The 21,673-nt window shown below is 59.8% G+C and carries 21 protein-coding genes and 1 tRNA gene; 11 read left to right on the top strand and 11 right to left on the bottom strand.

What is annotated here, in order from left to right:
* Positions 1–156 precede the first annotated feature (156 nt).
* The gene (gene spoIID / locus TQ39_RS14690) at positions 157–1,218 is read right to left on the bottom strand and encodes a stage II sporulation protein D (RefSeq protein ID WP_009321927.1); all 1,062 of its coding nucleotides are present in this window, start codon (positions 1,216–1,218) and stop codon (positions 157–159) included.
* A gap of 252 nt (positions 1,219–1,470) precedes the next feature.
* Between spoIID and TQ39_RS14685 the strand changes: the two genes are divergently transcribed.
* Together TQ39_RS14685 and TQ39_RS14680 are read left to right on the top strand one after the other, a co-directional pair.
* Complete coding sequence (locus TQ39_RS14685; RefSeq protein WP_050006067.1) at positions 1,471–2,835, top strand: citrate synthase; 1,365 nt, start codon at positions 1,471–1,473, stop codon at positions 2,833–2,835.
* Positions 2,832–3,668, top strand: a complete 837-nt coding sequence (locus TQ39_RS14680; RefSeq protein ID WP_009321929.1) for a hypothetical protein — start codon at positions 2,832–2,834, stop codon at positions 3,666–3,668. Before TQ39_RS14685 ends, TQ39_RS14680 begins: the two co-directional genes overlap by 4 nt.
* Positions 3,669–3,727: 59 nt before the next feature.
* Here the strand turns inward: TQ39_RS14680 and TQ39_RS14675 are convergent, their stop codons facing one another.
* The 4 genes from TQ39_RS14675 to TQ39_RS21285 form a co-directional block, all read right to left on the bottom strand.
* Positions 3,728–4,381: a flavin reductase family protein gene (locus tag TQ39_RS14675; RefSeq protein ID WP_050006066.1), complete on the bottom strand. Its 654-nt coding sequence runs from the start codon at positions 4,379–4,381 to the stop codon at positions 3,728–3,730.
* Positions 4,382–4,451: 70 nt separating this feature from the next.
* Positions 4,452–5,351, bottom strand: a complete 900-nt coding sequence (locus TQ39_RS14670; protein WP_009321931.1) for a helix-turn-helix transcriptional regulator — start codon at positions 5,349–5,351, stop codon at positions 4,452–4,454.
* 99 nt (positions 5,352–5,450) lie between these two features.
* Entirely contained in the window at positions 5,451–6,020 is a 570-nt protein-coding gene (locus tag TQ39_RS14665; RefSeq protein ID WP_050006065.1) for an NUDIX hydrolase, read from the bottom strand.
* A gap of 5 nt (positions 6,021–6,025) precedes the next feature.
* Positions 6,026–6,919, bottom strand: coding sequence for an NYN domain-containing protein (locus TQ39_RS21285; RefSeq protein WP_009321933.1), 894 nt, complete (start codon positions 6,917–6,919; stop codon positions 6,026–6,028).
* 253 nt (positions 6,920–7,172) lie between these two features.
* Between TQ39_RS21285 and TQ39_RS14655 the strand changes: the two genes are divergently transcribed.
* From TQ39_RS14655 to hisH, 3 genes are read left to right on the top strand one after another with little or no spacing between them, the layout of a single operon-like run.
* A complete protein-coding gene (locus tag TQ39_RS14655; RefSeq protein ID WP_009321934.1) occupies positions 7,173–8,534 on the top strand; it encodes an N-acetyl sugar amidotransferase in 1,362 nt (453 codons plus the stop codon).
* A gap of 13 nt (positions 8,535–8,547) precedes the next feature.
* A complete protein-coding gene (gene hisF, locus TQ39_RS14650; RefSeq protein ID WP_009321935.1) occupies positions 8,548–9,306 on the top strand; it encodes an imidazole glycerol phosphate synthase subunit HisF in 759 nt (252 codons plus the stop codon).
* A 2-nt stretch (positions 9,307–9,308) separates the two neighbouring features.
* On the top strand, positions 9,309–9,965 hold the full coding sequence (hisH, locus tag TQ39_RS14645) for an imidazole glycerol phosphate synthase subunit HisH (RefSeq protein WP_050006064.1): 657 nt from the start codon (positions 9,309–9,311) through the stop codon (positions 9,963–9,965).
* Here the strand turns inward: hisH and TQ39_RS14640 are convergent.
* Positions 9,962–10,285 (bottom strand): hypothetical protein, encoded by a 324-nt coding sequence (locus TQ39_RS14640; protein WP_133303690.1) that lies wholly within the window; start codon positions 10,283–10,285, stop codon positions 9,962–9,964. The genes hisH and TQ39_RS14640 overlap by 4 nt on opposite strands.
* Positions 10,286–10,445: 160 nt before the next feature.
* Here TQ39_RS14640 and TQ39_RS14635 point away from each other — a divergent pair, with 160 nt between their 5' ends.
* Positions 10,446–11,435 (top strand): hypothetical protein, encoded by a 990-nt coding sequence (locus TQ39_RS14635; protein ID WP_009321937.1) that lies wholly within the window; start codon positions 10,446–10,448, stop codon positions 11,433–11,435.
* A gap of 115 nt (positions 11,436–11,550) precedes the next feature.
* Here TQ39_RS14635 and TQ39_RS14630 read toward each other — a convergent pair whose 3' ends face one another.
* Both TQ39_RS14630 and TQ39_RS14625 read right to left on the bottom strand, forming a co-directional pair.
* A complete protein-coding gene (locus TQ39_RS14630; RefSeq protein ID WP_009321938.1) occupies positions 11,551–11,826 on the bottom strand; it encodes a zinc-ribbon domain containing protein in 276 nt (91 codons plus the stop codon).
* 322 nt (positions 11,827–12,148) lie between these two features.
* A tRNA-Lys gene (locus TQ39_RS14625) sits at positions 12,149–12,224 on the bottom strand.
* A gap of 387 nt (positions 12,225–12,611) precedes the next feature.
* On the opposite strand from TQ39_RS14625, the gene TQ39_RS14620 reads away from it, so the two are divergent.
* The 3 genes from TQ39_RS14620 to TQ39_RS14610 all read left to right on the top strand — a co-directional run bounded on the left by TQ39_RS14620 (position 12,612) and on the right by TQ39_RS14610 (position 16,397).
* Positions 12,612–13,787 (top strand): DUF3048 domain-containing protein, encoded by a 1,176-nt coding sequence (locus TQ39_RS14620; protein ID WP_082052282.1) that lies wholly within the window; start codon positions 12,612–12,614, stop codon positions 13,785–13,787.
* 146 nt (positions 13,788–13,933) lie between these two features.
* Positions 13,934–15,139, top strand: a complete 1,206-nt coding sequence (locus TQ39_RS14615; protein WP_050006062.1) for a DUF3048 domain-containing protein — start codon at positions 13,934–13,936, stop codon at positions 15,137–15,139.
* Positions 15,140–15,236: 97 nt separating this feature from the next.
* Positions 15,237–16,397 (top strand): DUF3048 domain-containing protein, encoded by a 1,161-nt coding sequence (locus tag TQ39_RS14610; protein WP_242853511.1) that lies wholly within the window; start codon positions 15,237–15,239, stop codon positions 16,395–16,397.
* A gap of 76 nt (positions 16,398–16,473) precedes the next feature.
* Here the strand turns inward: TQ39_RS14610 and TQ39_RS14605 are convergent, their stop codons facing one another.
* Together TQ39_RS14605 and lepA are read right to left on the bottom strand one after the other, a co-directional pair.
* Positions 16,474–16,830 (bottom strand): VOC family protein, encoded by a 357-nt coding sequence (locus TQ39_RS14605; RefSeq protein WP_050006061.1) that lies wholly within the window; start codon positions 16,828–16,830, stop codon positions 16,474–16,476.
* Positions 16,831–16,889: 59 nt separating this feature from the next.
* Positions 16,890–18,692 carry a translation elongation factor 4 gene (gene lepA / locus TQ39_RS14600; protein WP_040909604.1) on the bottom strand — a complete coding sequence of 601 codons (1,803 nt, stop codon included), beginning with the start codon at positions 18,690–18,692 and terminating at the stop codon, positions 16,890–16,892.
* Between the two features lie 638 nt (positions 18,693–19,330).
* On the opposite strand from lepA, the gene TQ39_RS14590 reads away from it, so the two are divergent.
* On the top strand, positions 19,331–20,383 hold the full coding sequence (locus TQ39_RS14590; RefSeq protein WP_050006059.1) for a 3D domain-containing protein: 1,053 nt from the start codon (positions 19,331–19,333) through the stop codon (positions 20,381–20,383).
* Positions 20,384–20,454: 71 nt separating this feature from the next.
* Here TQ39_RS14590 and TQ39_RS14585 read toward each other — a convergent pair whose 3' ends face one another.
* Complete coding sequence (locus tag TQ39_RS14585; protein ID WP_050006058.1) at positions 20,455–20,757, bottom strand: phage holin family protein; 303 nt, start codon at positions 20,755–20,757, stop codon at positions 20,455–20,457.
* A 222-nt stretch (positions 20,758–20,979) separates the two neighbouring features.
* On the opposite strand from TQ39_RS14585, the gene TQ39_RS14580 reads away from it, so the two are divergent.
* Positions 20,980–21,672, top strand: a complete 693-nt coding sequence (locus TQ39_RS14580) for an ABC transporter ATP-binding protein (protein ID WP_009321968.1) — start codon at positions 20,980–20,982, stop codon at positions 21,670–21,672.
* The last annotated feature ends 1 nt before the right edge of the window (position 21,673 follow it).

Genomic DNA, 21,673 nt, shown 5'->3' with positions numbered 1-21,673 from the left:
ATACCATATTTTTAAGCTCACACTTCGCGCACTGCTCGCGTTCACTAAGAAATATGGTATCTATGCCGCCAGGCTCATGCTTCGCCTGCGGCTCGCATTCACCAACCGGACATATTATACCATATCACACGCCCGCGTGCCAGCCCGTACTCGGCGTCACCGGGGCGCGGGGCCCAGCGTGGTGCCGGGGTAGTACAGGGACAGGATCTCCTGATAGCTCTTGCCCGTCAATGCAAGCGCGTTTGCGCCGTACTGGCTCAGGCCCACGCCGTGGCCGTAGCCGCGAGTGGTGATCTCAAACAGATGCTTCTCCGTCCAGGTTATGGTGAAGGACGCGCTGCGCAGCCGCAGCGCCGCACGCACAGCCGTACCCTTGCAGGGTACGCCGCCGATGGTGATGCTGTCCACATAGCCCGCGGCCGTAAGCTGAGGCGTGCCGAACCATCCCGCTGCGTCGCCCTCCAGCACGATATCCGGGAACGCCGCGGCGATATCCTCCGCCACCTCCTGTTTGGTCACGGTGATGGTCTGCTCATAATCGGGGCTGGTAAGGTCCAGGGGAGAATCCACAGAAACCAGATACGGCACCGCCGCACCCCACACGGCCTCAGCGGCTTCCGTTTTGCCGCCGGATATCGCATGGTAGCAGGCCATGGCGGGCTGGCCGTCGTACAGCAGGATCTCGTCCAGCACGGAATCCACCACGGTGTACAGCCGGGTGCGGTTGGCCTCGTAGTCCTCGCCCCACATGGCGCGCATTACGGTGTCGGTGATGTAGCCCAGCCGCTGGGTGGGGTTGGCGCTGAAATACGCGCCTTTCAACGCCTCGTTGTCCGGGTCGGCCTGGGCCTTGACGGCCAGTGCGTAGCTGTGCGCGGCCACGGCCTGTGCGCGCAGGGCTTCGTCCGGATAGGTCATGGGCATTTCGGCCGCCACTGCGCCGCGCACAAAGTCCCGCACGGACACCTCCGCCACCTCTCCGGTGTTTTCGTCCAGAATGAGCAGGGGAGGCTCCGCGTCGTCTGCGGCGCTGGTGCCGGGCTGCGGCGCGGATGGCGCTTGCGTACCGTCCGTGACCGGCGGCGCGGAGGCGGACGGTGCGGGAGCTGTACCGGAGCCGCTTTCTTCGTTTTTCCCGGATGGAAAAAACAGCGCGGCCAGCGGCAGAATATAAATGAGCACGGCGAACAGGAGCACAAGCGGCAATACCTTTTTCATCAACGATCCCTCCGTTTTTTACTTTTGTGCGTTCGTTTCCGCGGGGGTTGTCCGCCCGGAACGCGCACGGGGCGGGGCGCCGCTTTCCCGCAGTGGCCGCCGCAACAGCGTTTGCAGACGCTTTGTTGAGGACGGGCCGGCTGCGCCTTGTTTTTTGCACCGGCAGAATGTATAATAAACTGTATGCATCTGGCTTTTGGAAAGCCGAAGAGGGGTGCAGAAATGCAGGAATAGGGAAAGGGGCGTAAAGGCATGTCTGTCAATCAGGAATTTGAGAAGACAGGCTCTATCGCATATCTATGCGACGAGTATCTCAAAAATAACTTCATCGACCCGGAAGCCAGCGAACGGCTGGGGGTCAAGCGAGGCCTGCGGAACCCGGATGGCACCGGCGTTCTGGCGGGGCTGACAAACGTCTGCGACGTCGTTGGCTACGACCTTGTGGACGGCAAACGCGTGCCAACGGACGGCAAGCTCATCTACCGGGGCATTGATGTGGAACAGATCGTCCGTGCGGCATACGCGGAGGACCGCTTCGTCTTCGAGGAGGTCATCTGGCTGCTTCTGTTCGGCAGCTTGCCCACGCCGCACCAGCTGGCTTCGTTCAAGCAGGTGCTGGAGGCTCACCGCGAGCTGCCCAAGGACTTTGCCGAGGACATGATCATGAAGGCGCCTTCGCCGAATATCATGAACAAGATGGCGCGCAGCGTTCTGGCGCTGTATTCCTATGACGACAACCCGGAAGAGCAGTCGCTGACGAATATCCTTTCGCAGAGCATCGCGCTCATCGCCAGCCTGCCCACCATCATGGTGAACGCGTACCAGATCAAACGGCGCGTGTACGACCGCCAGAGCATGTACCTGCACCTGCCTCAGCCGGGACAGAGCACGGCGGAGCATATCCTCTCCACATACCGGGCGGACCAGAAGTTCACCAAGGAAGAAGCAAAGCTGCTGGATCTTTGCCTTGTGCTGCATGCAGACCACGGCGGCGGCAACAACTCGACCTTTGCCTGCCGTGTGCTGTCCAGTTCCGGTACGGATACCTATTCGGCCATCTCGGCGGCCATCGGCAGCCTGAAGGGTCCCAAGCATGGCGGCGCCAACCACAAGGTCATGGAGATGCTGGGCTATATCATGGAAGGCGTGAAGGACCATTCGGACGACGCCGAGATCGCCGCGTTTCTGCGCAGGATCCTGCGCAAAGAGGCGGGCGACGGCAGCGGACTTATCTATGGCATGGGCCATGCCGTGTATACCAAAAGCGACCCCCGCGCCGTGATCCTGCGCCGCAACGCGGAGCATCTGGCTGTTGAAAAGGGCTTTGAGGATGAGTTCCGCGTGCTGTGCGCCGTGGAGCGCCTTGGGCCGGACGCGGTGCGCGAGGTAAAGGGCACAAAGGACGTGTGCGCCAATGTGGACCTGTTTTCCGGCCTGATCTACCGGATGCTGGGCATCAGCGAGGATCTGTTCACGCCGCTGTTTGCCATCAGCCGCATTCCCGGTTGGTGCGCGCACCGCGTGGAGGAGGTCGTGTTTGCAAACCGCATCATGCGCCCGGCTTACAAATATCTGGGGCATGAGCAGGAATATATACCGTTAGAGGAACGTGGATGAAAAAAGCGTTTTGCACCGGCACGCTGGCCGTGAGCCTGCTGCTGGGGGCCGCGCGCGCGGCAGACCTGTTTTTGAATACGGATACCGCCACGGGCTTTCTGCTTTCCGGCAGCGTCTGGACCCGGTACTGGCTGATGGCGCCTGTTGTCATTCTGGCGTGGCTGGCCGGGCTGTATGTGCCGCGCAAGCAGCCCTGCGGGCTGCGGCCGGGTGCGGGCGTGTGGATGAGCGGCGTGAATTTTGTGTTTGTGCCGCTGGCCTTCTGCAGTGAGCTGTACGGCTTTTTGACGGTGCTGAACGTGCTGTTCGGCACGCCGGAGCAGGCGGGCCGCCACCAGACGGCGGAGCGCATCCTGCTGGGGCAGCTGGCGGATGTGACGCGCGCGGCGCTGTTCGTCGTGTTCGGCGTGTGGTGCCTTCTGGTGTTTTTTGAAAACCGCGCCCGGGAAAAACGGGGCGGCTGGATGCTGTATCTGGGCGTGGCCGGAAGCGCCGCGTTTTACCTGCACACAGTGGTGCGTTTTGTGGAGCAGCCCGCCAGCCTGTACCGCATCCTGCCGGCGGTGGAGATTTTTTCCGCGCTGGCGGCGCTTCTGTTTGTGACGGCGCTGCTGCGGGCGCTGTATCTGCCCGGCGGCGTCGGCACGGCGCCGGCACTCAGCCGCTGCGGGCTGCTGGCTTTCTTCTTCTGCACCTGCCTTGCACTGCCCCAGGCCGTATGGCAGGGGATGAACGGCGTGGACACGCCGGTCTCGTTTCCGCTGGCCATCACGCTGGGATGCACGGGCCTGCTGGGCGCGGCTTGCGCGCGGAACATTGCCAGGCGGGGATGATTTTATAACAGCACAAGCGCCCGGCGGAGTGTTCCGCCGGGCGTTTGTGATTTTGTCTGTTATTGATATTCCCGCTCCACATGCAGTGTGGCCAGGGCACTGGGGGCGTCCGAATGATGCGCCAGCAGGTTCCGGGGCTCGTTGATGTTGAGGACAAAGCCCTCCGGACCGTATCGTTTGTCCACGCCCTGTGCGTGATCCGGCGCGGATACCGCGTTGAGTACCCGCCCTTTCACCAACATCATGCGTCCCGAATCGGAAAGAGCTTCGATGCGTTCTGCTCTGCATTCCAGCGTGAGAAAGCTCTCCGCAATGCGCGGAGCACCCACAGTGCGGGCGGGCTCCGGCGTGAAGCCGCCCTCGGTAAACTCATCGTCCTCCATGCCGTTTTGGCGCACGGTGCGCATCAGCGCGTCAAAGTGCCGGACGGGAAGAAAGTTGACGCAGAATTCTCCGGTGCGGCGGATATTCGCCAGTGTGTGCGTGCTGGCCGGCAGCGGCACCAGCGCATAAAAGCCGCCGCCGTCTCCGGGAAAGCTGGCCCATGCGCCGCAGCATACATTGCCCAGGCCGTTTTCTTTATACGTTGTAACGGCGTACAGGATGGACGGGATGCCGCAGGCGTATTCCAAATGGGAAAACACCTCACATTGTCCCGGCCATTGCTCGGGAAACGTTTCGGGCCGTGCGGCCCCGGTCTCAATTTTTTTCATGGCGGTTCGCCTCCTTTGCATTGATTATAAACACAGGGACACGACATCTGCGTGTCGTGTCCCTGTGTTTTTATTTTTTTGGCGCGCCATATACCGCGCACAGAGCCTGCGCCTCGGACGCCATGCGCGCCCGCAGCGCGGGCGGTTCCAGCACTTCGGCCTTTGCCCCGAACCCCAGCAGCCAGGCTGCCGCGACGTCTTCGTTGGTGTAGCCGATCTCCAGCAGCAGGCTTCCGTCCGGCTGGCGGGTATAGCAGGCCGGGCCGTACTCCTCCACGAGGCGGTAGCATTCGCTGGCCGCGACGCGGGCGCGCAGCAGTGTGCCGTCGTGGAAGCGCGCGTTGAAATCCAGCGCTTCGGGCGGTATGGCGCGGGGTTCAAACGTCTGCGCCGTGACGGACAGGAGCGTCAGGCGGTTAAGCTTGTACATGCGCCAGCCTGCCGCGTCCGGACACCAGCCGAACATGTACCAGTCTCCCCACTGAAATACGATGCGGTAGGGCTCCGCACATTTTTCTGCAACGCCTTTGGCATAGTAATAGGTGAAGCGCACACGGGCATGCTCTGCGATGGCCGTGCGAAGCAGCTCTATCTTCGGTGTCAGGCTCTCCCGGTAATGGGAGGAGAGGTCGATGAGCAGGTCGTCCGTGCCTGAACCGCCCAGCTTTTCGGCCAGGCTGCGGGCCAGCGGCGCGGGGGAAACGCTGCCTACGCCCGCAGCTCCGGCCACCAGAGCGGCCAGCTCCGGGCCGGAGAGCAGCGTCTTGTCCAGCTTATAGCGCGGTTCAATGAATACCCCGCCGCCGTAGCCCTGCACCGTCACCAGCGGGACACCGGCCCGGCACAGTGCGTCGATGTCGCGCTCGATGGTACGGCGCGACACCTCAAACCGCTGCGCCAGCGCGGGCACGGTGCTTTTTTCGGTTTGCAGCAGGATCGTGACGATGCCGATGAGACGGTCGATCTTCATAGAGTTTTCCTCAAAAAGCGCCCGGCGGGCGGAAGGGCTATCCTCCGCCCCGCCCAGCCCCGCCCCGGACGCGGCAGCTTTTTCAAAGACTTGCGGGCGTCAGCCCAGCGCGCGCACCTTGCGGTTCAGCTTTTCGTACACGCGGGCGCGCATCCATTCCTCGGTGGAGGCCTCCACGGCTTCGTCCAGCATGAACCAGCGCACGCCGCTGTTCTCGTCGGGCTTTGCCCGCAGCGCGTCTCCTGCGTCGGCTTCCAGCAGATAGGTTACGTTCAGATGCAGATGACACGGCACATATTTGCCGCGCTTTTCGTGCCCCTCCACCCAGAGGGTCTCCAGTGAGAAGATCTCCGGAAATACGGGCGCGACGTGAACGAGGCCCGTCTCCTCCCGGGCCTCCCGCAGAGCCACGGAAAGCAGGTCTGTTTCGCCGTCGGCGTGGCCGCCCGTCCAGCTCCATGCCCGGTACAGGTTGTGCCAGGCCATCAGCGCATGGGTACGGCTGCTGTTTACGATCCACGACGATGCGGTGAAATGCGCCACAAGGTTTTCCCGCGTGAACGCATCCGTGTTTTCCCGCAGAAAATGCAGCATCACGTCCCGGTCCACGGCTTCCTGCTCGCAGCAGGGATGGTATGCGGCAAGCTGCCGCTCCAGCTCCGGCGCCATCCCGTTCACCCCTTGTTGCGGATAACGAGGTTCTTTCCGCCGTTTTCAAACTGCTCGTACTTCGTCTCGAACGCTTTGGTATAGTCGATGAGCTTGTGCAGCTTGGAGAAGCCGTAGTTGCGGGAATCAAAGTCCGCGTAAATACGCGAGAGCATCACGCCCACCTGGGAAAGCGGCATATAGCCGTCCTCGTCGGAGTCGTGCTCTACGATCTCGCGGATTTTTGCTACGATCTCGTCCAAAGAGACGAACGCGGCGGCCAGTTCCTCGTCGTGATGCGGCTCCGCAGGCGCGGCGGGAACGGGCTCCGGTTCCTTTTCCGGCTCCGGCTTCTGACCCTTTTTGCCTGCGGCTTTTTTTGGCTGAGCGGGCTGGGCCTGCTTCTTCGCGGCTTTCGGCTGCTGGGCCGGCTGCTTGGAAGCCTTTTCGGACACAGCCACGGGCAGCGTCTCCTTTTTCATTCCCATCAGCACGTCCAGGTATTTGAAGGTGTCGCAGGCGGATTTGAACGCCGTGGGGGTCTTGCTCTCTCCCATGCCAATGACGAACATACGGCTCTCGCGCAGGCGCGCGGCCAGCCGCGTGAAGTCGGAATCTGAGCTGACGATGCAGAACCCGTCCACATTTTTTGTGTACAGAATATCCATTGCGTCGATGATCATGGCGGAGTCCGACGCGTTTTTGCCCTGTGTGTAGCTGAACTGCTGGATGGGCGTCAGGTTGTGCTCCAGAAGCATTTTTTTCCAGCTCACCATGTCGGGGGCCGTCCAATCTCCGTAAATGCGCTTGTAGGCGGGGGTGCCGTACATGCTCACCTCGTCGATGATCGTCTTGATGTATTTGGGCGAGACGTTCTCCGCGTCGATGAGCAACGCGATGACCTTTCCGTCGTTTTCCATATAGTCGTTCCTTTCGGGGGGGCGCGGCCGTCGGCGCCCTTCATTGTTTTGTTATTTCCTATTATATACTTTTTTCGGGCAAATGTACAATTCGGATAAAATGGGCCGCAGGCTTGAAAGCTGCCGGGCACTGTGGTATGATAATGCGTATGAACAGCAAAGGCGCTGCCCGCAGGGTATGGTATACCCTGCGGGCGGCGCCTTTTTTGCTGCCGGATACAGCAAGGAATATGAGGATAAGGGGAAATGAAGTATGGAACCGTATAAACGCTATGTTCCCATCGATTATGCAAAATTCGCGCCGGACCTGCCTGAGGCGGAGCTGGAGGCCCGATACGGTCTGCCTGCCCATGTGCAGTTCTGCAGGGAATGTGTGATGAGCAACCAGAAGCCCAATTCATGCTATGAGTTCGAGCATACCATCAACAGCGTGAAAAAAAGCATGCACATCGGGGAGGACGGTGTGTGTGACGCCTGCCACGCCTGCCGCAACAAGGTGGGCAGGATCGACTGGGAGGACCGGGAGCGCCGGCTGCGGGAGTTGTGCGACCGTTACCGCAGAACAGACGGAAGCTACGACTGCCTTGTGCCCGGCTCGGGCGGCAAAGACAGTTTTTACGCGGCGCATATGCTCAAATACAAGTACGGCATGCACCCGCTCACCGTCACCTGGGCGCCGCATATCTATACGCCCTGGGGGTGGGAGAACTTTCAGGCATGGATTCACGCGGGCTTTGACAATTACCTGTGTACGCCCAACGGCATGACGCACCGCCTGTTGACACGGCTCGCCACCGAAAACCTGTTCCATCCGTTCCAGGCGTTCATTCTGGGCCAGAAACAGCTTGCTCCGAAAATGGCTGCGAAATTCGGCATCCCACTGGTGTTCTACGGCGAAAATGAAGCCGAGTTCGGCAATCCCATTGCGGACAATGAATCCGCGCTGCGGGACGAGCATTTCTTTGCCACGAATTCCCGGGATAATATCTATCTGGGCGGCGTGTCTCTCCGGCAGCTGGAGGAGGATTTCAAGGTGGACCCGGCGGACCTTGCCATCTATCTGCCCAGCGATACCTCGGACATCGAAAAAAACCACATTCAGGTACATTATCTGGGCTATTATCTCAAATGGCACCCGCAGGGCGCCTATTATTACAGTGTGGAGCACGGCGGCTTTAAACCCAGCCCGGAGCGCACGCAGGGTACCTATTCCAAATACAATTCCATCGACGATAAGATCGACGATTTCTTCTATTACACCACCTATATCAAATATGGCATCGGCCGCACCAGCTATGACGCCGCCCAGGAGATCCGCAACGAAGAAATCACCCGCGAAGAGGGAGTGGCGCTTTGCAAGCGCTATGACGGCGAATTCCCCACGCGCTTTGAGCAGGAGATATGGGATTACCTCTCTCTTGATGAAAGGCATTTCCCTCACGCGAGCAGGCTGTTTGAACAGCCCGCCATGGACAGAGAATACTTCATGCACCTGGCGGACCGCTTCCGTTCACCGCACATCTGGATGTACCGGAATGGCCGGTGGGAGTTACGCCATAAGCCCTTTGAGGGGGATTCCGAATGCAATTACGGCGTGCCTGCCGAAAAACGTTAAAGGAGGAAGCGGCATGGCGAAAAAAATACGCCTCATCGCCCGTCTGGACGTAAAGAACGACCATCTGGTAAAGGGGATTCAGCTGGAAGGATTGCGCAAGCTGGGAGACCCGCATGATTTCGCGGCAGATTATTACCGGCAGGGTGTCGACGAATTGCTGTATATGGACATCGTCGCCAGTCTGTACAACCGCAACAACCTGTCGGCTATCGTGCGGCGCACCACGGACGACGTGTTCATTCCCATCACGGTAGGCGGCGGCCTGCGCAGTGTGGACGATGTGCGGAGCATTCTTCAGATGGGGGCGGACAAGGCGGCCATCAATACCGCGGCCATCAAGGACGAGAGCATCATTACCCAGGTGGCCGAGGCGTTCGGCAGCCAGTGCATGGTGTTGGGCATCGAGGCGAAAAAACGCCGGGACGGCCCGGGTTATGAGGCTTATTATGACAACGGGCGGGAACACTCGGGCAAGGATGTCATCGAGTGGGCACGGCGCGGCGTGGCGCTGGGCGCGGGCGAGATCCTGCTCACCAGCGTGGACAAAGAGGGATTTGAACGGGGCATGGACTGCCCGCTCATCCGTGAATTGTGCGCGGCCGTCAGCGTGCCCGTCATCGTTTCGGGTGGGTGCGGCGGCCCGGGGGACGCCGCAGCCGCGGCACAGGCGGGCGCGTCCGCCGTGGCCGTAGCCAGTATCCTCCATTACAAGAAAACAACGGTGCCGCAGCTCAAGGCCGGCATTCGGGAACACGGGATAGAGGTGCGCTGAAAATGAAGATAACAGTGATCGATTACGGGCTTTCGAATCTGCTCAGCGTGCGGCGTGCCTTTGAGTATTTCGGTGCGGAGGTGGAGGTTACCGGCAGCCGCAGCCGCATCCTGTCCGCGAAGGCGCTGGTGCTTCCCGGCGTGGGCGCGTTCAAGGACGGCATGGCGGGCCTCTCCGGTCTTTCTCTGGCGGATGCCATCGCCGATAAATGCGCTGTAGGCACGCCGCTTCTGGGCATCTGCCTGGGCATGCAGATGCTCTTCGATGAAAGTGATGAGTTCGGACGTCACAGGGGGCTGGGACTGATCCCCGGGCGAGTGGAGCGCATTCCCGGCGTGGACACGGACGGCGCGCCGCAGCGCGTGCCCCATGTGGGATGGGCGCCCGTTCTGCCGCCGCAGAAGCGGGGCGGAAGCTTCAGAGGAACGGTGTTCGAGGATGTTCCCCCGGGCGGGGAGCTGTATTTCGTTCACAGTTATGAGGCGAAGCCCGCCTATGACGCGCACCGCCTGGCAGACACGGTATACGGCGGCCGCAGGCTGTGTGCGGCGGCGCAGAAGGGCAGTGTCATCGGCTGCCAGTTCCACCCGGAGAAAAGCGGAAAGCTGGGGCTTTCCGTCATACACCGCTATCTGATCCTATGTGAGGCAGCACATTAAATTTTGTTTAATTGGGAGAAAAACGCCGCAGCTCTTTGGAAAAGCTGTGGCGTTTTTTTCGGAAATAAAGCGGAAAATGAAAAAAGCGCCACCGGTGGAGCCTGGAAAAAGGAAAGGCCCGGGCGGAACAAATCTTTTGGCTTAGATTGGTGCTTTTCAGCGGACCCGTCATATGGTATAATAACCCCCAAAGCTGCCGCTTGCGCGGCTGCGCGTGTGCGCCGCACACGCTCCTGTGCTGGCGCACAGGGCTTTGAGAACATTGAACCATGCAAAACCGCAGCAGGTGCGGTTTTGTTGAGGCCTCTTTGCGGCGTCATGGTATAATATGCCCGCCCGCTGAATGCGGATGATATGCGAAACATGATGTGAAAATTTGATAGAGTTGACCGGCTTCTGCCGTGGGAACGGCGATATGTTTACATGGAATAAGGGACGGCATTTTTTTTGCCGGCCGGAGATGGAATGAGGTGCAGAGAGATGGCGGAGCAATATCCCCAGATGGACGGGCGCTGCGGTACAGCGTGTGCGTATGCTGCACGGGTACGGCAGTTTGCCGAACAGCGCGGAGTCTCTTTCGATGACGCTATGACAGAGCTGGAAGAGCGGCTGGAGCAGGTGCGCTGGAAGGTCATGCCCGCAGGCCCGCAGCGGCGGGAGAACTGTGGGACGTTGGACGTGCCCGCTGAAGAATGCCGCGTGCTGCGGCTGGTGCAGGGCATCGCATCCTGCTACGGCATGACGGCGCAACAATATATGGAAAGCGCTTACGTGGATGACTTTTTCAGCGGCGTGGCAGATGGACGCAGCGGAACGGCGGTGGCGATCTCTGCGGCCGTGGAGGCTGCGGAGGAGGCCGGGGCGCAGCCGACGGACGACAAAGAGTTGCCGGGTGGAGGCAGCGGCCGCAAGTTCCTATGGGAATTACCGGAAAGCTGGAAGCGGCTCCGGCTGCCTGCGATGACGAAAAACACCCGGCGCTTTGTGCTGGCCTTTGGGCTCACGCTCGGGGTCGTGCTGCTCATCGTTGCGGCGGCGGGCATTTACCGCTGGGGCTACAACGGAGCCATTGCGGAAAAGGGAACCTATGACGCGGGTTTTGCCGCGGCTATGGCGGAGCGCGGCACCTATCAGGAAGGCTATGATGCAGCCATCGCGGAAAAAGGAACCTATGACGACGGCTATACCGCCGGCTTTGCCAAGGGCAAAACCGAGGGCTACGAGGAGGGCTATGCCGCAGGGCATGAGGACGGCTCCAGCGAGGGATACGATGCCGGATATGATTCCGGTACGTCGGACGCGGCGCAGAGCGCGGCGGAAGCGGAGAAGAACACACGTGTGTGGGTGTCCAAGCGCCTCGGTTCCCGATACCACAGCTCACCGGACTGCCCGCTGGTCATCAAACCGAAGGAAATGACGCGGCAGGAAGCCGAGGACGAAGGCTATACGTCCTGCGATTGGTGCTGGTGAATACACGAAGAAAGTAAAACGGCGTCCCGCCGAAACGCGGGACGCCGTTTTTGCCGGACGAAGCCTGCCGGAGCAGAAAACAAAAACACGCCCCGAAAGGCGTGTCGGCTGCGAATTATTTACGGAAGCAATCGCTGCAGTAGACCGGACGGTCTGTACGGGGCTGGAACGGAACTTTGCAGGAACGGCCGCAGGAAGCGCATACAGCGTCAAACATCTGGCGCTCGCCGCCCTGGCGGTTGTTGGAAGCACCTTTGCGGGCATCGCGGCAGGGTTTGCAGCGCTGCGGCTCATTGGTGAAGCCCTTTTCAGCAAAAAACTCCTGCTCGTTGGCGGTGAAGGTGAATTCCTGTCCGCAATCTTTGCAGACGATCGTTTTGTCTTGGAACATGTGGTACCTCTTTAATTTAGTTCGCACTTCGGCGATTAGTTAAGTATACGCTATAAAAGAGGGAATGTCAACCAAAACTTTAAAAAAGTTAGAGACGGCGGGAGAAAATAAAAAGGCCCGTCATAAAGCCGGGCTCCCAACGGGCGCGCAGTTCATTTCAGATGAAAAAAGATACCATGCAGACGCTGAAACACAGGTGCCATTGGACTCCGCGAAAGCTTGCGCCGCAAAATTTTGTGGGCGGATGGGGAAAGGAGGCGGAAGCATGAGAAAAGCCCCGCCGAAGCGGGGCTTTTTGAATGGCGCGCAGTCCATTCCGATGTGGTGAGCCATCGGGGATTCGAACCCCGGACACCCTGCTTAAAAGGCAGATGCTCTGCCGACTGAGCTAATGGCTCATAAAGAAAAAGAGAAAAGACGGAAATACTGTATTCTCCAATGACGCTTGACTATTATATCAGCCAGGTGGTATTCTGTCAATACCCCGCCGGAAAATTGTCCCGCCGGTAGCCGCCGTGCGCGCACCGCCGGTGCGCGGAAAAGCGCGGCTCCCGAGGCTTTCCTGCCTCCTTGAAGGCGCCGCTCTTGTGTGAAATGTTTGCCTTCCTATTTACAAAAGCTTCGGTTTTGTGTATATTGTATAAGGATAGTTACGCTGAAACGCTATGGTGAAAACGGGATAGGGAACGAAACAAAAGATAAGGCTGCTTCGTCTATACAGATGCCGCCTTTTCTTCTTATTTGCTTCTTTCCGTCTCGTTTTGCCGATCGCGAGGTTGACAGGCATGACGAAACGTTTGTGCAGCGCCCTGTTGGCGCTGAGTACGGCTGTGATGTGCCTTTGCGCCTGCACTGCGGGCGGGCAGGTCTCGGCCTCAGGCGCGCCGCCTTCCGGGAGTTCCAGCGCGCCGGCGCCTTCCTCGGTGTCCCAGTCTGCGCAGGAGCCGCAGCCGCAGCCCGAGCCGGAAACGCCCGCTATCGTGACAGACCCGTCGGCGAACCCCCTCACAGGGCTTGCTAAAGCGGATGATTGGCCTGAGGGCATGCGGCCTCTGGCCGTGATGCTCGACAACGTTCAGGCGGCGCTGCCCCAGCGTGGCCTGCAGAGTGCGGATCTTGTATATGAAATGGTGACCGAGGGCGGCATCACCCGTCTGATGGCCGTATATTCCGATTATACTTCCATGCCCGAGGTGGGGCCGGTGCGCTCCGCTCGGGACCAGCATGTGCAGCTTATGTTCCCCTTGGGAGCGATGTACCTGCATGTGGGCGGCTCCACGTATGCGAAGGCGCTTCTCAGCCAATACCATTATGAGGCCAAATCTTTGGATGGTTATTTTCAGGCCGGCGCGCTGGAGTTGGATGCACAGCGCAACCTGACGGCGGCCATTGAGCATTGCTGGTTCACCAGCGGGGAGTTGTTTTCTCAGGCGGCCGCCCAATACAGGCTGGATACCGCGATGGACGGCCCACAGCAGGCCGTGTTCCAGTTCGTCCCCTACGTTCAGGAGCCCCGCGTGCTGGCGGGTGGGGAAGCGTCCCAGCTCTATATCCGTTTTTCCAGCTATGCCAACAGCGCGTTCCGCTACGATGCAGAGAAAGCGCAATATGTAAAATCACAGTTCGGCGCGCCGCATTTGGATGAGAACACCGGTGAGGCCGTCACGTTCGATAACCTGCTGGTGCTGTTCACGGACACCGAAAAATATCCCGGCGGCATTCTCACGAAAGTGAATTTTGCGTGGGGCGGCGTGGGCTGGTATTTCAACGGCGGACGATGCGAGCCGGTACGATGGCTGAAAGGCGCGCCGGAACAGCCGCTGCGCATCGTGTCCGCCGACGGCGCCGAAACGCCTGTGGAAGTCAACCCGGGCCGCACCTATATTGCGGTGGTGGGGCTGGACATGTATTCCTATTTCCGCATCAACGATACGGCGCCTGTTTGGCAGGCGGCGGAATAAAATATTTTTGCTTCAATATTTTTGGCAGCACCGCACGATTCCCGGCTAACGTTTTGCCCGGACAATTGTCTTGAGCGGCCCGGTACTCGGAATGACGCAGTAGTGCCCGATATTGAAAATAGATCACTACAACAGGAGACCATCAGATGAAAAAATTTCTTTCCATGCTTTTGATCCTGGCTCTGGCGGCGTCCGTGTTCACGGCGTGCGGCGACAAGCCCGCTTCGTCCGGCAGCACGACGGACGCTCCAGCCGCTTCCTCCTCGGAGCCTGAGCCGCAGGAGCCGCCGTATGACCCGGCCGTCCTCACCGGCCTGCCCAAGAGTGACGATTATCCCGAGGGCCAGCGCGTCACGGCTGTCATGGTGAACAATATCTCCAATACCTCTTACCAGCAGGCGCGTCCGCAGAACGGCCTGTCCGAAGCCGACGTGCTCATCGAGATCAAGGTGGAGGGCGGCATCACCCGCTTTTGCGCCCTGTTTACCGATTACCGGGACCTGCCCGAGATCTGCCCCGTGCGCAGCGCGCGTGACCAGTTCTTCCAGCTTATCCTGCCGCTGCAGCCGCTTTATGTGCATATCGGCGAGAGCGTGGTGCAGACGCAGTATGTTAAGGATTACTCTTATCAGGATATGGATTTGAATTTGGATCGGATGGGTGATTTCCCACGCGATGCAAGTAAGGGGAATGTGGCGCGGGAACACACGGCTTATGTGGATGGAGATTTTATCCAGAAAGCCATTGATGCCTTGGGTGCCGATACCCGCCGCGACTACACCAGCCCGATCTTCGACTTCGTCAATTACAATGAGCCCGCCCGTGTGCTGACAGGCGATAACGCGCTGGGCATCACCATCGAGCACTCCCAAAGCTACCGCACCTATTTCGACTGGGACGCCGCCGCCGGTAAGTATCTGATGAGCCAGTACAGCTATGCGGCCCGCGATATCCTGCCCAGCACCGACGCGAACAACGGCACGCAGCTTTCGTTCGACAACGTCATCGTGCTGTTCACGGATTTTGACGTGTATCCTGATCCGGGCGGATCCGGCTACGACCTTCAGAAAGTGGATTACACCTTCGGCGGCGTGGGCTACTACTTCAACGGCGGAAAGGCGGAACCGATCCGCTGGAAAAAGGGCTCTCCCCTTGAGGCGCTGTATCTGGTTGATGCCGAGGGCAACGAGACCAGCGTAAAGGTGAACCCCGGCAAGACGTATCTTGCAGTGGTGGACCTGGAAGAGGCCGGAAAGTTCAGCTATGACGCGGGCGCGGCAGCCACGGATACGGCCGAGGTGCCCACCGGCGACAACAGCACGCTGGAAAACTTTGAAGAAACGGACGGCTGATCCGCGGCCGTCCCGCGTCGCCCCGCCCGCAAACGCGCGCGGGGCGGACCCGGTTTTATGTATCAACAACGGAAAGGAGTTGAAGCCCGTGAAACGCATGATCGCTTTTGCGCTGGCCGTTATGCTGGCGTTTGGCATGACGGCGTGCGGCGACAACACCTCGTCGGGGACGCAGAGCGCGTCCTCCGCCTCTGCTCCGGGAGCCAGCCCGCTGATTCCGGACGGCCCTGCGCCGGAGATCAACCTCATCACAGGCGAAGCGCTGGCCGAAGGGCTGGCGGCGGGTGACAGGCCCGTGGCCGTCATGGTGAACAATGCGCAGGCCGCACTGCCCCAGCGGGGCATCGGCAGCGCCGACGCGGTTTTTGAAATGGTGACGGAGGGCGGCATCACCCGCCTGCTTGCGCTGTACGCAGATAAGGACACGGTGCCCCAGGTGGGGCCGGTGCGTTCCGCGCGGGACCAGCATCTTCAGTGCGCGATGCCGCTGAACTCGGTTATCGTGCACATCGGCACCAGCATTTATGCTGAAAATCTGCTCAACCAGTATCAGTATTCCACCATCAACGGCATGTATTTGGGGTCCACGTCCTTTGTGTTTGATGAAGCGCGCAGTGCGGCCGGTTACGCCAATGAGCACTGCTGGTACACAGACGCGGCGTTGATTGCAGCGGGGATGGAAAAGCTGGGGCTTTCGGGAACGGGCGCCAGCCAGGCATTGTTCGATTTTGTGGCTCACGATGCTCAACCGGTGGTGCCTGCCCAAGGTGACGCCGCAGACGTGGCGTTCAGTTTTTCGGATTCCGGCGCGGTGACCCTCACCTATGACGCCGCTGCGGCCAAGTATCTGAAAACAGCTTACGGCGCGCCGCAGGTGGATGAATCCACGGGCGCACAGCTTGCGTTTGACAACGTACTGGTGCTTTTTACGGATATAAAACTGAAAAATCCCGACGACCCCAACAATCTTGTGACGGACTTCGCTATGAGCAGCGGCACGGGCTATTACTGCTACGGCGGCAAGTTCCGTGCGGTGACATGGGAAAAAGGCAACCCGGAGGACCCGCTGCGCCTGAAGGACGAGAACGGCGCGGCGCTGCAGGTCAATGTGGGTAAGAGTTACGTGGCTATCGTGGGTAAGGACAGGGAAGGCACGCTGCTGTTCGGCGGCGTCAGCCCCACGGGCGTCATCGGCGGCGAGGGCGCGTCCTCGGACGCGCAGAGCGGCGCGGCGGCTTCGGCCGAACCGGAGCTGTAAGGTGTACGGGCGACAAGAATAAAAGCGGACGGCTGTTTTATCAGCCGTCCGCTTTTGCATGCTGCCGTCGTGTTCCTTATTCCGGTTTACCAACATACGCCGTAAAATCGATGTTATTGCCGTCCGGATCGCGAAATCCGATGGCGCGGTACCCCCACGGGTAAGTGACGGGAGGGCGTTCCACAGAAATACCCGCAGTAAGCAGACGTTCGTATTCCGCGTCTACGTCGTCGACCGCAAACTCCAGTCCGCAGCAATCGGGGTTGACAGGTGTTTTTGTGTCGGAGTGCGTGATAACGACAAAAGCGCCGCCGGCGGGAATTTCGAAGCGGTTTGGAGCGCGCCGCCGGCAGGGCTGGCCCAGTACCAGCGAGTAAAATCGGCTCATTGCGGAGGGGTTTGGCGTCGCAATATTCACACATTTCAGCTTCATAATATTTTCTCCAGACCTTCAAACCAAAGGCAGAAAGCTTCGGCGGCCGGGCGCTGCGCTCATTCGTCCAGCTTGAGCACGGCGGTGAACGCCTCGCTGGGCACCTGCACCGTACCCAGCTGGCGCATCTTCTTTTTGCCTTCCTTCTGCTTTTCCAGAAGTTTTTTCTTACGGGTGATGTCGCCGCCGTAGCACTTGGCCAGAACGTCCTTGCGCATGGCCTTCACGGTTTCGCGGGCAATGATCTTGCCTCCGATGGCCGCCTGGATGGGGATCTCGAACATCTGGCGGGGAATGTTTTCCTTCAGCTTTTCCGCCAGACGGCGGCCCTTGGCATAAGCGGTATCCGCGTGGACGATCATCGAAAGCGCGTCCACCATGTCGCCGTTGAGCAGGATGTCCAGCTTCACCAGCTTGGATTCCACAAAGCCCTTCATCTCATAGTCATAGCTGGCGTAGCCGCGGCTGCGGCTTTTGATAGCGTCGAAGAAGTCGTATACGATCTCGCCCAGCGGAAGCTCATAATGCAGATCTACACGGGTGGCGTCCATGTACTTCATGTCCCGCATGATGCCGCGGCGGTTCTGGCACAGCTCCATCAGGCTGCCCACATAATCGGTAGGGGTATAGATATGCGCATCCACGAACGGCTCCTCGGCCTTGGCGATTTGCGCCGGATCGGGGTAATTGGTGGGGTTGTCGATGAGTTTTACGGCACCGTCTGTCAGCGTGATGCGGTATTCCACGCTGGGGGCGGTGGTGATAAGGTCCAGGTCGAACTCGCGCTCCAGGCGCTCGATGATGATCTCCAGATGCAGAAGGCCAAGAAAGCCGCACCGGAAGCCAAAGCCCAGCGCCACGCTGGTCTCTGCGTCAAAGCTCAGGGACGCATCGTTCAGGCGAAGCTTTTCCAGCGCGTCCTTCAGGTCGGGATAATCCGCGCCGTCGGCGGGATAAATGCCGCAGAACACCATCGGCGTCACCTTGCGGTAGCCGGGCAGCGCCTCAGCCGTGGGAGCGGACACACCCGTGATGGTGTCGCCTACGCGGGTGTCCTCCAGCGTTTTGATGGACGCGGTGAAATAACCTACCTCACCCGCCTCCAGCGTGCCGCAGGGAGCCAGCGCCGTAGCGCCCATATGGCCGACCTCCACGGGCGTGAATTGAGCGCCCGTCTGCATCAGCTTCACGGGCTCGCCCACGGAAAGGCGGCCGTCGAACACGCGCAGATAGACGATGACGCCCTTGTAGGGGTCGTACACCGCGTCGAAGATCAGCGCTTTCAGCGGCGCATCTGCATCGCCTTTCGGCGCGGGGATATCGGTGATGACACGCTCCAGAACATCCTGGATGCCCACGCCCATTTTGGCGGAGACGCGGGGTGCGTCCATGCACGGCAGACCAATCACGTCCTCCACCTCGTGGGCCACGCGGTCCGGCTCGGCGCTGGGCAGGTCGATCTTGTTCAGGATGGGCACCAGCTCCAGATCGTGCTCCAGCGCAAGGTAGGTGTTGGCCAGCGTCTGCGCTTCCACGCCCTGGCTGGCGTCCACCACCAGCACAGCGCCCTCGCAGGCGGCCAGACTTCGGCTCACCTCGTAGTTGAAGTCCACATGGCCCGGCGTGTCGATGAGGTTGAACTCGTAATCCTGCCCGTCCTTTGCCGTATAGTGCAGGGTAACGGCGCGCGCCTTGATGGTGATGCCGCGCTCGCGCTCCAGCTCCATGTTATCCAGAAGCTGGGCCTCCATCTGGCGCTCGTCCACGGCCTGGGTACATTCCAGGATGCGGTCGGCCAGGGTGGACTTGCCGTGGTCGATATGGGCGATGATGCAGAAATTGCGGATGTTTTTCTGTGCCAAGGGGCGTTCCTCCGTCGAATCAGAATGGTAGGCGCCGGGCGGTGCTGCCGCCGGGTCTCTAAATGCTTCGTATATCATGTTTCTATGCCGCCCTGCTTTTGCTTCGCCTGCGGCTCGCATTCGCTAAGCGGGCATATTATACCATGACGCCGCAAAGCGGCCACAACAAAACCGCACCTGCTGCGGTTTTGCATGGTTCAATGTTCCCAAAGCCCTGTGCGTCAGCACAGGGGCGTGTGCCTTGCACACGCGCAGCCGTGTAAACGGCAGCTTTGGGGGTTATTATACCATAAAAATCAGGGTTTGCACAGGGGGAAACATGCAATGTCCGCCGCCGTGGCGAAGCGTGCGCGGAGCGTCTGGACAGGATGGCAAAAAAGAAAAAATCTGCGTAAAATATTACCAATTGTATAGAAAAATGGCGGTTTGAAGCCGAAAATTTGACGCGGCGGCTTTCTTTTGCTATAATGCACAGGTACCAAGGCCTGCCCCAGCCGCATGCATCCGTTGTTTTTGTTTTCAAAAACGCGCGCGGCGCTGTTCTTTTTTGTTGATACACGGGCGGTCTGGTGCGGGCCGTCCGTTTTGTTTTGGCTGTGCGGCCCGGTGTGTGGACGGAGAACCAAAGGAGTTTTTGCATGACAAAGCGACAGGAGCATATCCGGCGCTGGCTGGCCGCCGCCGGGCCCCGCATCGTTGCGGTGGCGGCGACGGCGGGCAGCCTGGGGCTGGTGTGCACGGCATTGGCCGCTACGGTGAATACGGTTACTGTGGCGGATTCCGCCGGTGCGCAGCGCACAGTGATGGCTGCGGTGACGGAGCCCGAGGTCCTGCTGGACCTGGCGGGTATGGAACTGGAGAGCAACGACAGCACCCGTCTGCACGAGGTGGAGGACGGCACGCTGCTGCTTTCTCTGCAGCGGGCTTTTCCGGTCTCTGTAGCGGCGGATGGAGAATATTACGAGGCGGAGATCAGCGACGGCACTGTGGCCGACGTGCTGGCCCGCGCGGGCGTGACGCTGGGGCCGGACGATTACACCACTCCCAGTCTGGACAGCCCGGTGACCGAGGGCATGGGCCGTGTGCGCGTACACCGTGTAACATATACTGAGAATACCGCCCGGGAGACCGTTCCCTATGAGACGGAGTATCTGGACGAAACCGCCGAAAGCACGGGGAAATATTCCCACGGGGTGCTGGTGCAGGCGGGGCAGGACGGCCTTGTGGACGTGACCTACCGCCAGAAGTATGTGGACGGCGGATATTCCAGCACCGAGGTGGTGGATACCCAGGTCGTCACCGAGATGATACCGGAGATCTACCGGAAATACAATTCCGACGCCGTCAGCCCGCTGCAGGCCCCCGAGGGCATCACGGTGGAAAACAACGTGCCCAGCAGCTACAGCAAAATGTATTCCATGAAGGCGACAGGCTATTATTCCGCCCGCGGACGCGGCGCAAGCGGCCTGGGCCTGTATTACGGTACTTTTGCGTGCGACCCGACGCTCATTCCCTACGGTACAAAGGTGTATATCACCTCCGCTGACGGCAAATTCGTATATGGCTGGGCCATTGCGACAGATACGGGTGCGTTTGTGCAGTCCAACCGCATGCAGGTGGACCTGTTCTACGAGACCTATGCCGAATCCGTGGCAAACGGCGTGAAGTATGTAAACGTGTACGTTCCCTGAGAATATCAGAAAACAAAGAGCATCCCCGGCGCGGGGTATCCGTGCGCCGGGGATGCTCTTTTGCATTCGGGTCAATCCGCCCGGCCCGCCTGTTTGACGAGCTGATTGGCGTATACGCTGCAGCCGGCCACCAGTACGCCCTGCACGATACCGGTAAACAGGCCCAGCGCAATGCTCTGTACGCCGTCGAAGCTGCCGGTTGCCACCACCCACAGCATGGCCAGGAACACGCCCGCGCCGCCCAGAATGAGCGGGATGTGCTTGTCTTTTACGTCCTGCGAGGCCTTGAGTGCTTTGCCGACGATGTAAAGCACCGCCACCAGCACCAGCAGCTCGGGCCGGATATATTCCATTACGCCGTCCATCCGTTCCATAAGGGGACACCTCCTCGCTTTTGGATATGCGGCGCGGGGAAAATATAGTACATGCACAGCCGGATATTTTGTGTGGGAATCTGCATTTTTGGCCTTTTGCTGAAAATAAGGGAACGGTTTTCGTTATTGCGCGCAGAAAATGAAGAAGCCGGCCGGACCATATCGTTGCATAAATGTCAGATGGAAAAAATGCCTGCGCAGCGGGCACAGGGAGGGATGGGCTTGGAACAGGCCATCATCGATATCCGGAATATGTACAAGATCTACAATCCCGGAGAAAACGAGGTGCGCGCGCTGGACGGCGTGAGCCTCGCGGTCTACAAGGGGGAGTTTGTGGCCATCGTAGGCCATTCAGGCAGCGGGAAATCCACGCTGATGAATATGATTGGCTGTCTGGACACGCCGACGTCCGGTACATATTTTCTCAACGGGCAGGACGTAAGCGCGCTTTCCGATAATGCGCTTTCAGCCATCCGCAATGAACAAATCGGTTTTATTTTCCAGAGCTTCAACCTGATCAAGAACCTGAACGCGCTGGAAAACGTGGAGCTGCCGCTCATTTACCGGGGCCTGCCCGCCGGAAAACGGCGTCTGCTGGCGTTGGAGGCCCTGGAGCGTGTGGGCCTTGCGTCCCGTATGGACCACCGTCCAAACCAGATGTCCGGCGGCCAGCAGCAGCGTGTGGCCGTGGCTCGCGCCATCGCGGCACATCCGCCGCTCATCCTCGCGGATGAACCGACGGGCAACCTGGACACCAGAGCGGGCGCCAGGGTGTTCGAGATCATCCGTGCTCTGCACGCCGAGGGCAACACCATTGTACTGATCACTCACGACGAAGGGCTGGCCCGCAAGGCTCAGCGCATCGTGCGTATCACAGACGGAAAAATAGACGACGGGGAACGGGAGGTTTTCTAAA

The organism is Ruthenibacterium lactatiformans (genome assembly GCF_000949455.1).
Classification (GTDB): Bacteria; Bacillota; Clostridia; order Oscillospirales; family Ruminococcaceae; genus Ruthenibacterium; species Ruthenibacterium lactatiformans.
This window is presented reverse-complemented; position numbering and strand designations above follow the sequence as displayed.

What these genes read in the sequence shown, in the direction of transcription:
- TQ39_RS14665 (WP_050006065.1), bottom strand. Translation starts at nt 6,020, where the DNA reads ATGGCGCCGGAGCTGGAGCGGCAGCTTGCCGCATACCATCCCTGCTGC.
- TQ39_RS14675 (WP_050006066.1), bottom strand. Translation starts at nt 4,381, where the DNA reads ATGAAAAAAATTGAGACCGGGGCCGCACGGCCCGAAACGTTTCCCGAG.
- TQ39_RS14615 (WP_050006062.1), top strand. Translation starts at nt 13,934, where the DNA reads ATGAAAAAATTTCTTTCCATGCTTTTGATCCTGGCTCTGGCGGCGTCC.
- TQ39_RS14670 (WP_009321931.1), bottom strand. Translation starts at nt 5,351, where the DNA reads ATGAAGATCGACCGTCTCATCGGCATCGTCACGATCCTGCTGCAAACC.
- spoIID (WP_009321927.1), bottom strand. Translation starts at nt 1,218, where the DNA reads ATGAAAAAGGTATTGCCGCTTGTGCTCCTGTTCGCCGTGCTCATTTAT.
- TQ39_RS14685 (WP_050006067.1), top strand. Translation starts at nt 1,471, where the DNA reads ATGTCTGTCAATCAGGAATTTGAGAAGACAGGCTCTATCGCATATCTA.
- TQ39_RS14635 (WP_009321937.1), top strand. Translation starts at nt 10,446, where the DNA reads ATGGCGGAGCAATATCCCCAGATGGACGGGCGCTGCGGTACAGCGTGT.
- TQ39_RS14605 (WP_050006061.1), bottom strand. Translation starts at nt 16,830, where the DNA reads ATGAAGCTGAAATGTGTGAATATTGCGACGCCAAACCCCTCCGCAATG.
- TQ39_RS14680 (WP_009321929.1), top strand. Translation starts at nt 2,832, where the DNA reads ATGAAAAAAGCGTTTTGCACCGGCACGCTGGCCGTGAGCCTGCTGCTG.
- TQ39_RS14585 (WP_050006058.1), bottom strand. Translation starts at nt 20,757, where the DNA reads ATGGAACGGATGGACGGCGTAATGGAATATATCCGGCCCGAGCTGCTG.
- hisF (WP_009321935.1), top strand. Translation starts at nt 8,548, where the DNA reads ATGGCGAAAAAAATACGCCTCATCGCCCGTCTGGACGTAAAGAACGAC.
- TQ39_RS14620 (WP_082052282.1), top strand. Translation starts at nt 12,612, where the DNA reads ATGACGAAACGTTTGTGCAGCGCCCTGTTGGCGCTGAGTACGGCTGTG.
- hisH (WP_050006064.1), top strand. Translation starts at nt 9,309, where the DNA reads ATGAAGATAACAGTGATCGATTACGGGCTTTCGAATCTGCTCAGCGTG.
- TQ39_RS14610 (WP_242853511.1), top strand. Translation starts at nt 15,237, where the DNA reads ATGATCGCTTTTGCGCTGGCCGTTATGCTGGCGTTTGGCATGACGGCG.
- TQ39_RS14590 (WP_050006059.1), top strand. Translation starts at nt 19,331, where the DNA reads ATGACAAAGCGACAGGAGCATATCCGGCGCTGGCTGGCCGCCGCCGGG.
- TQ39_RS14630 (WP_009321938.1), bottom strand. Translation starts at nt 11,826, where the DNA reads ATGTTCCAAGACAAAACGATCGTCTGCAAAGATTGCGGACAGGAATTC.
- TQ39_RS14655 (WP_009321934.1), top strand. Translation starts at nt 7,173, where the DNA reads ATGGAACCGTATAAACGCTATGTTCCCATCGATTATGCAAAATTCGCG.
- TQ39_RS21285 (WP_009321933.1), bottom strand. Translation starts at nt 6,919, where the DNA reads ATGGAAAACGACGGAAAGGTCATCGCGTTGCTCATCGACGCGGAGAAC.
- TQ39_RS14640 (WP_133303690.1), bottom strand. Translation starts at nt 10,285, where the DNA reads ATGACGCCGCAAAGAGGCCTCAACAAAACCGCACCTGCTGCGGTTTTG.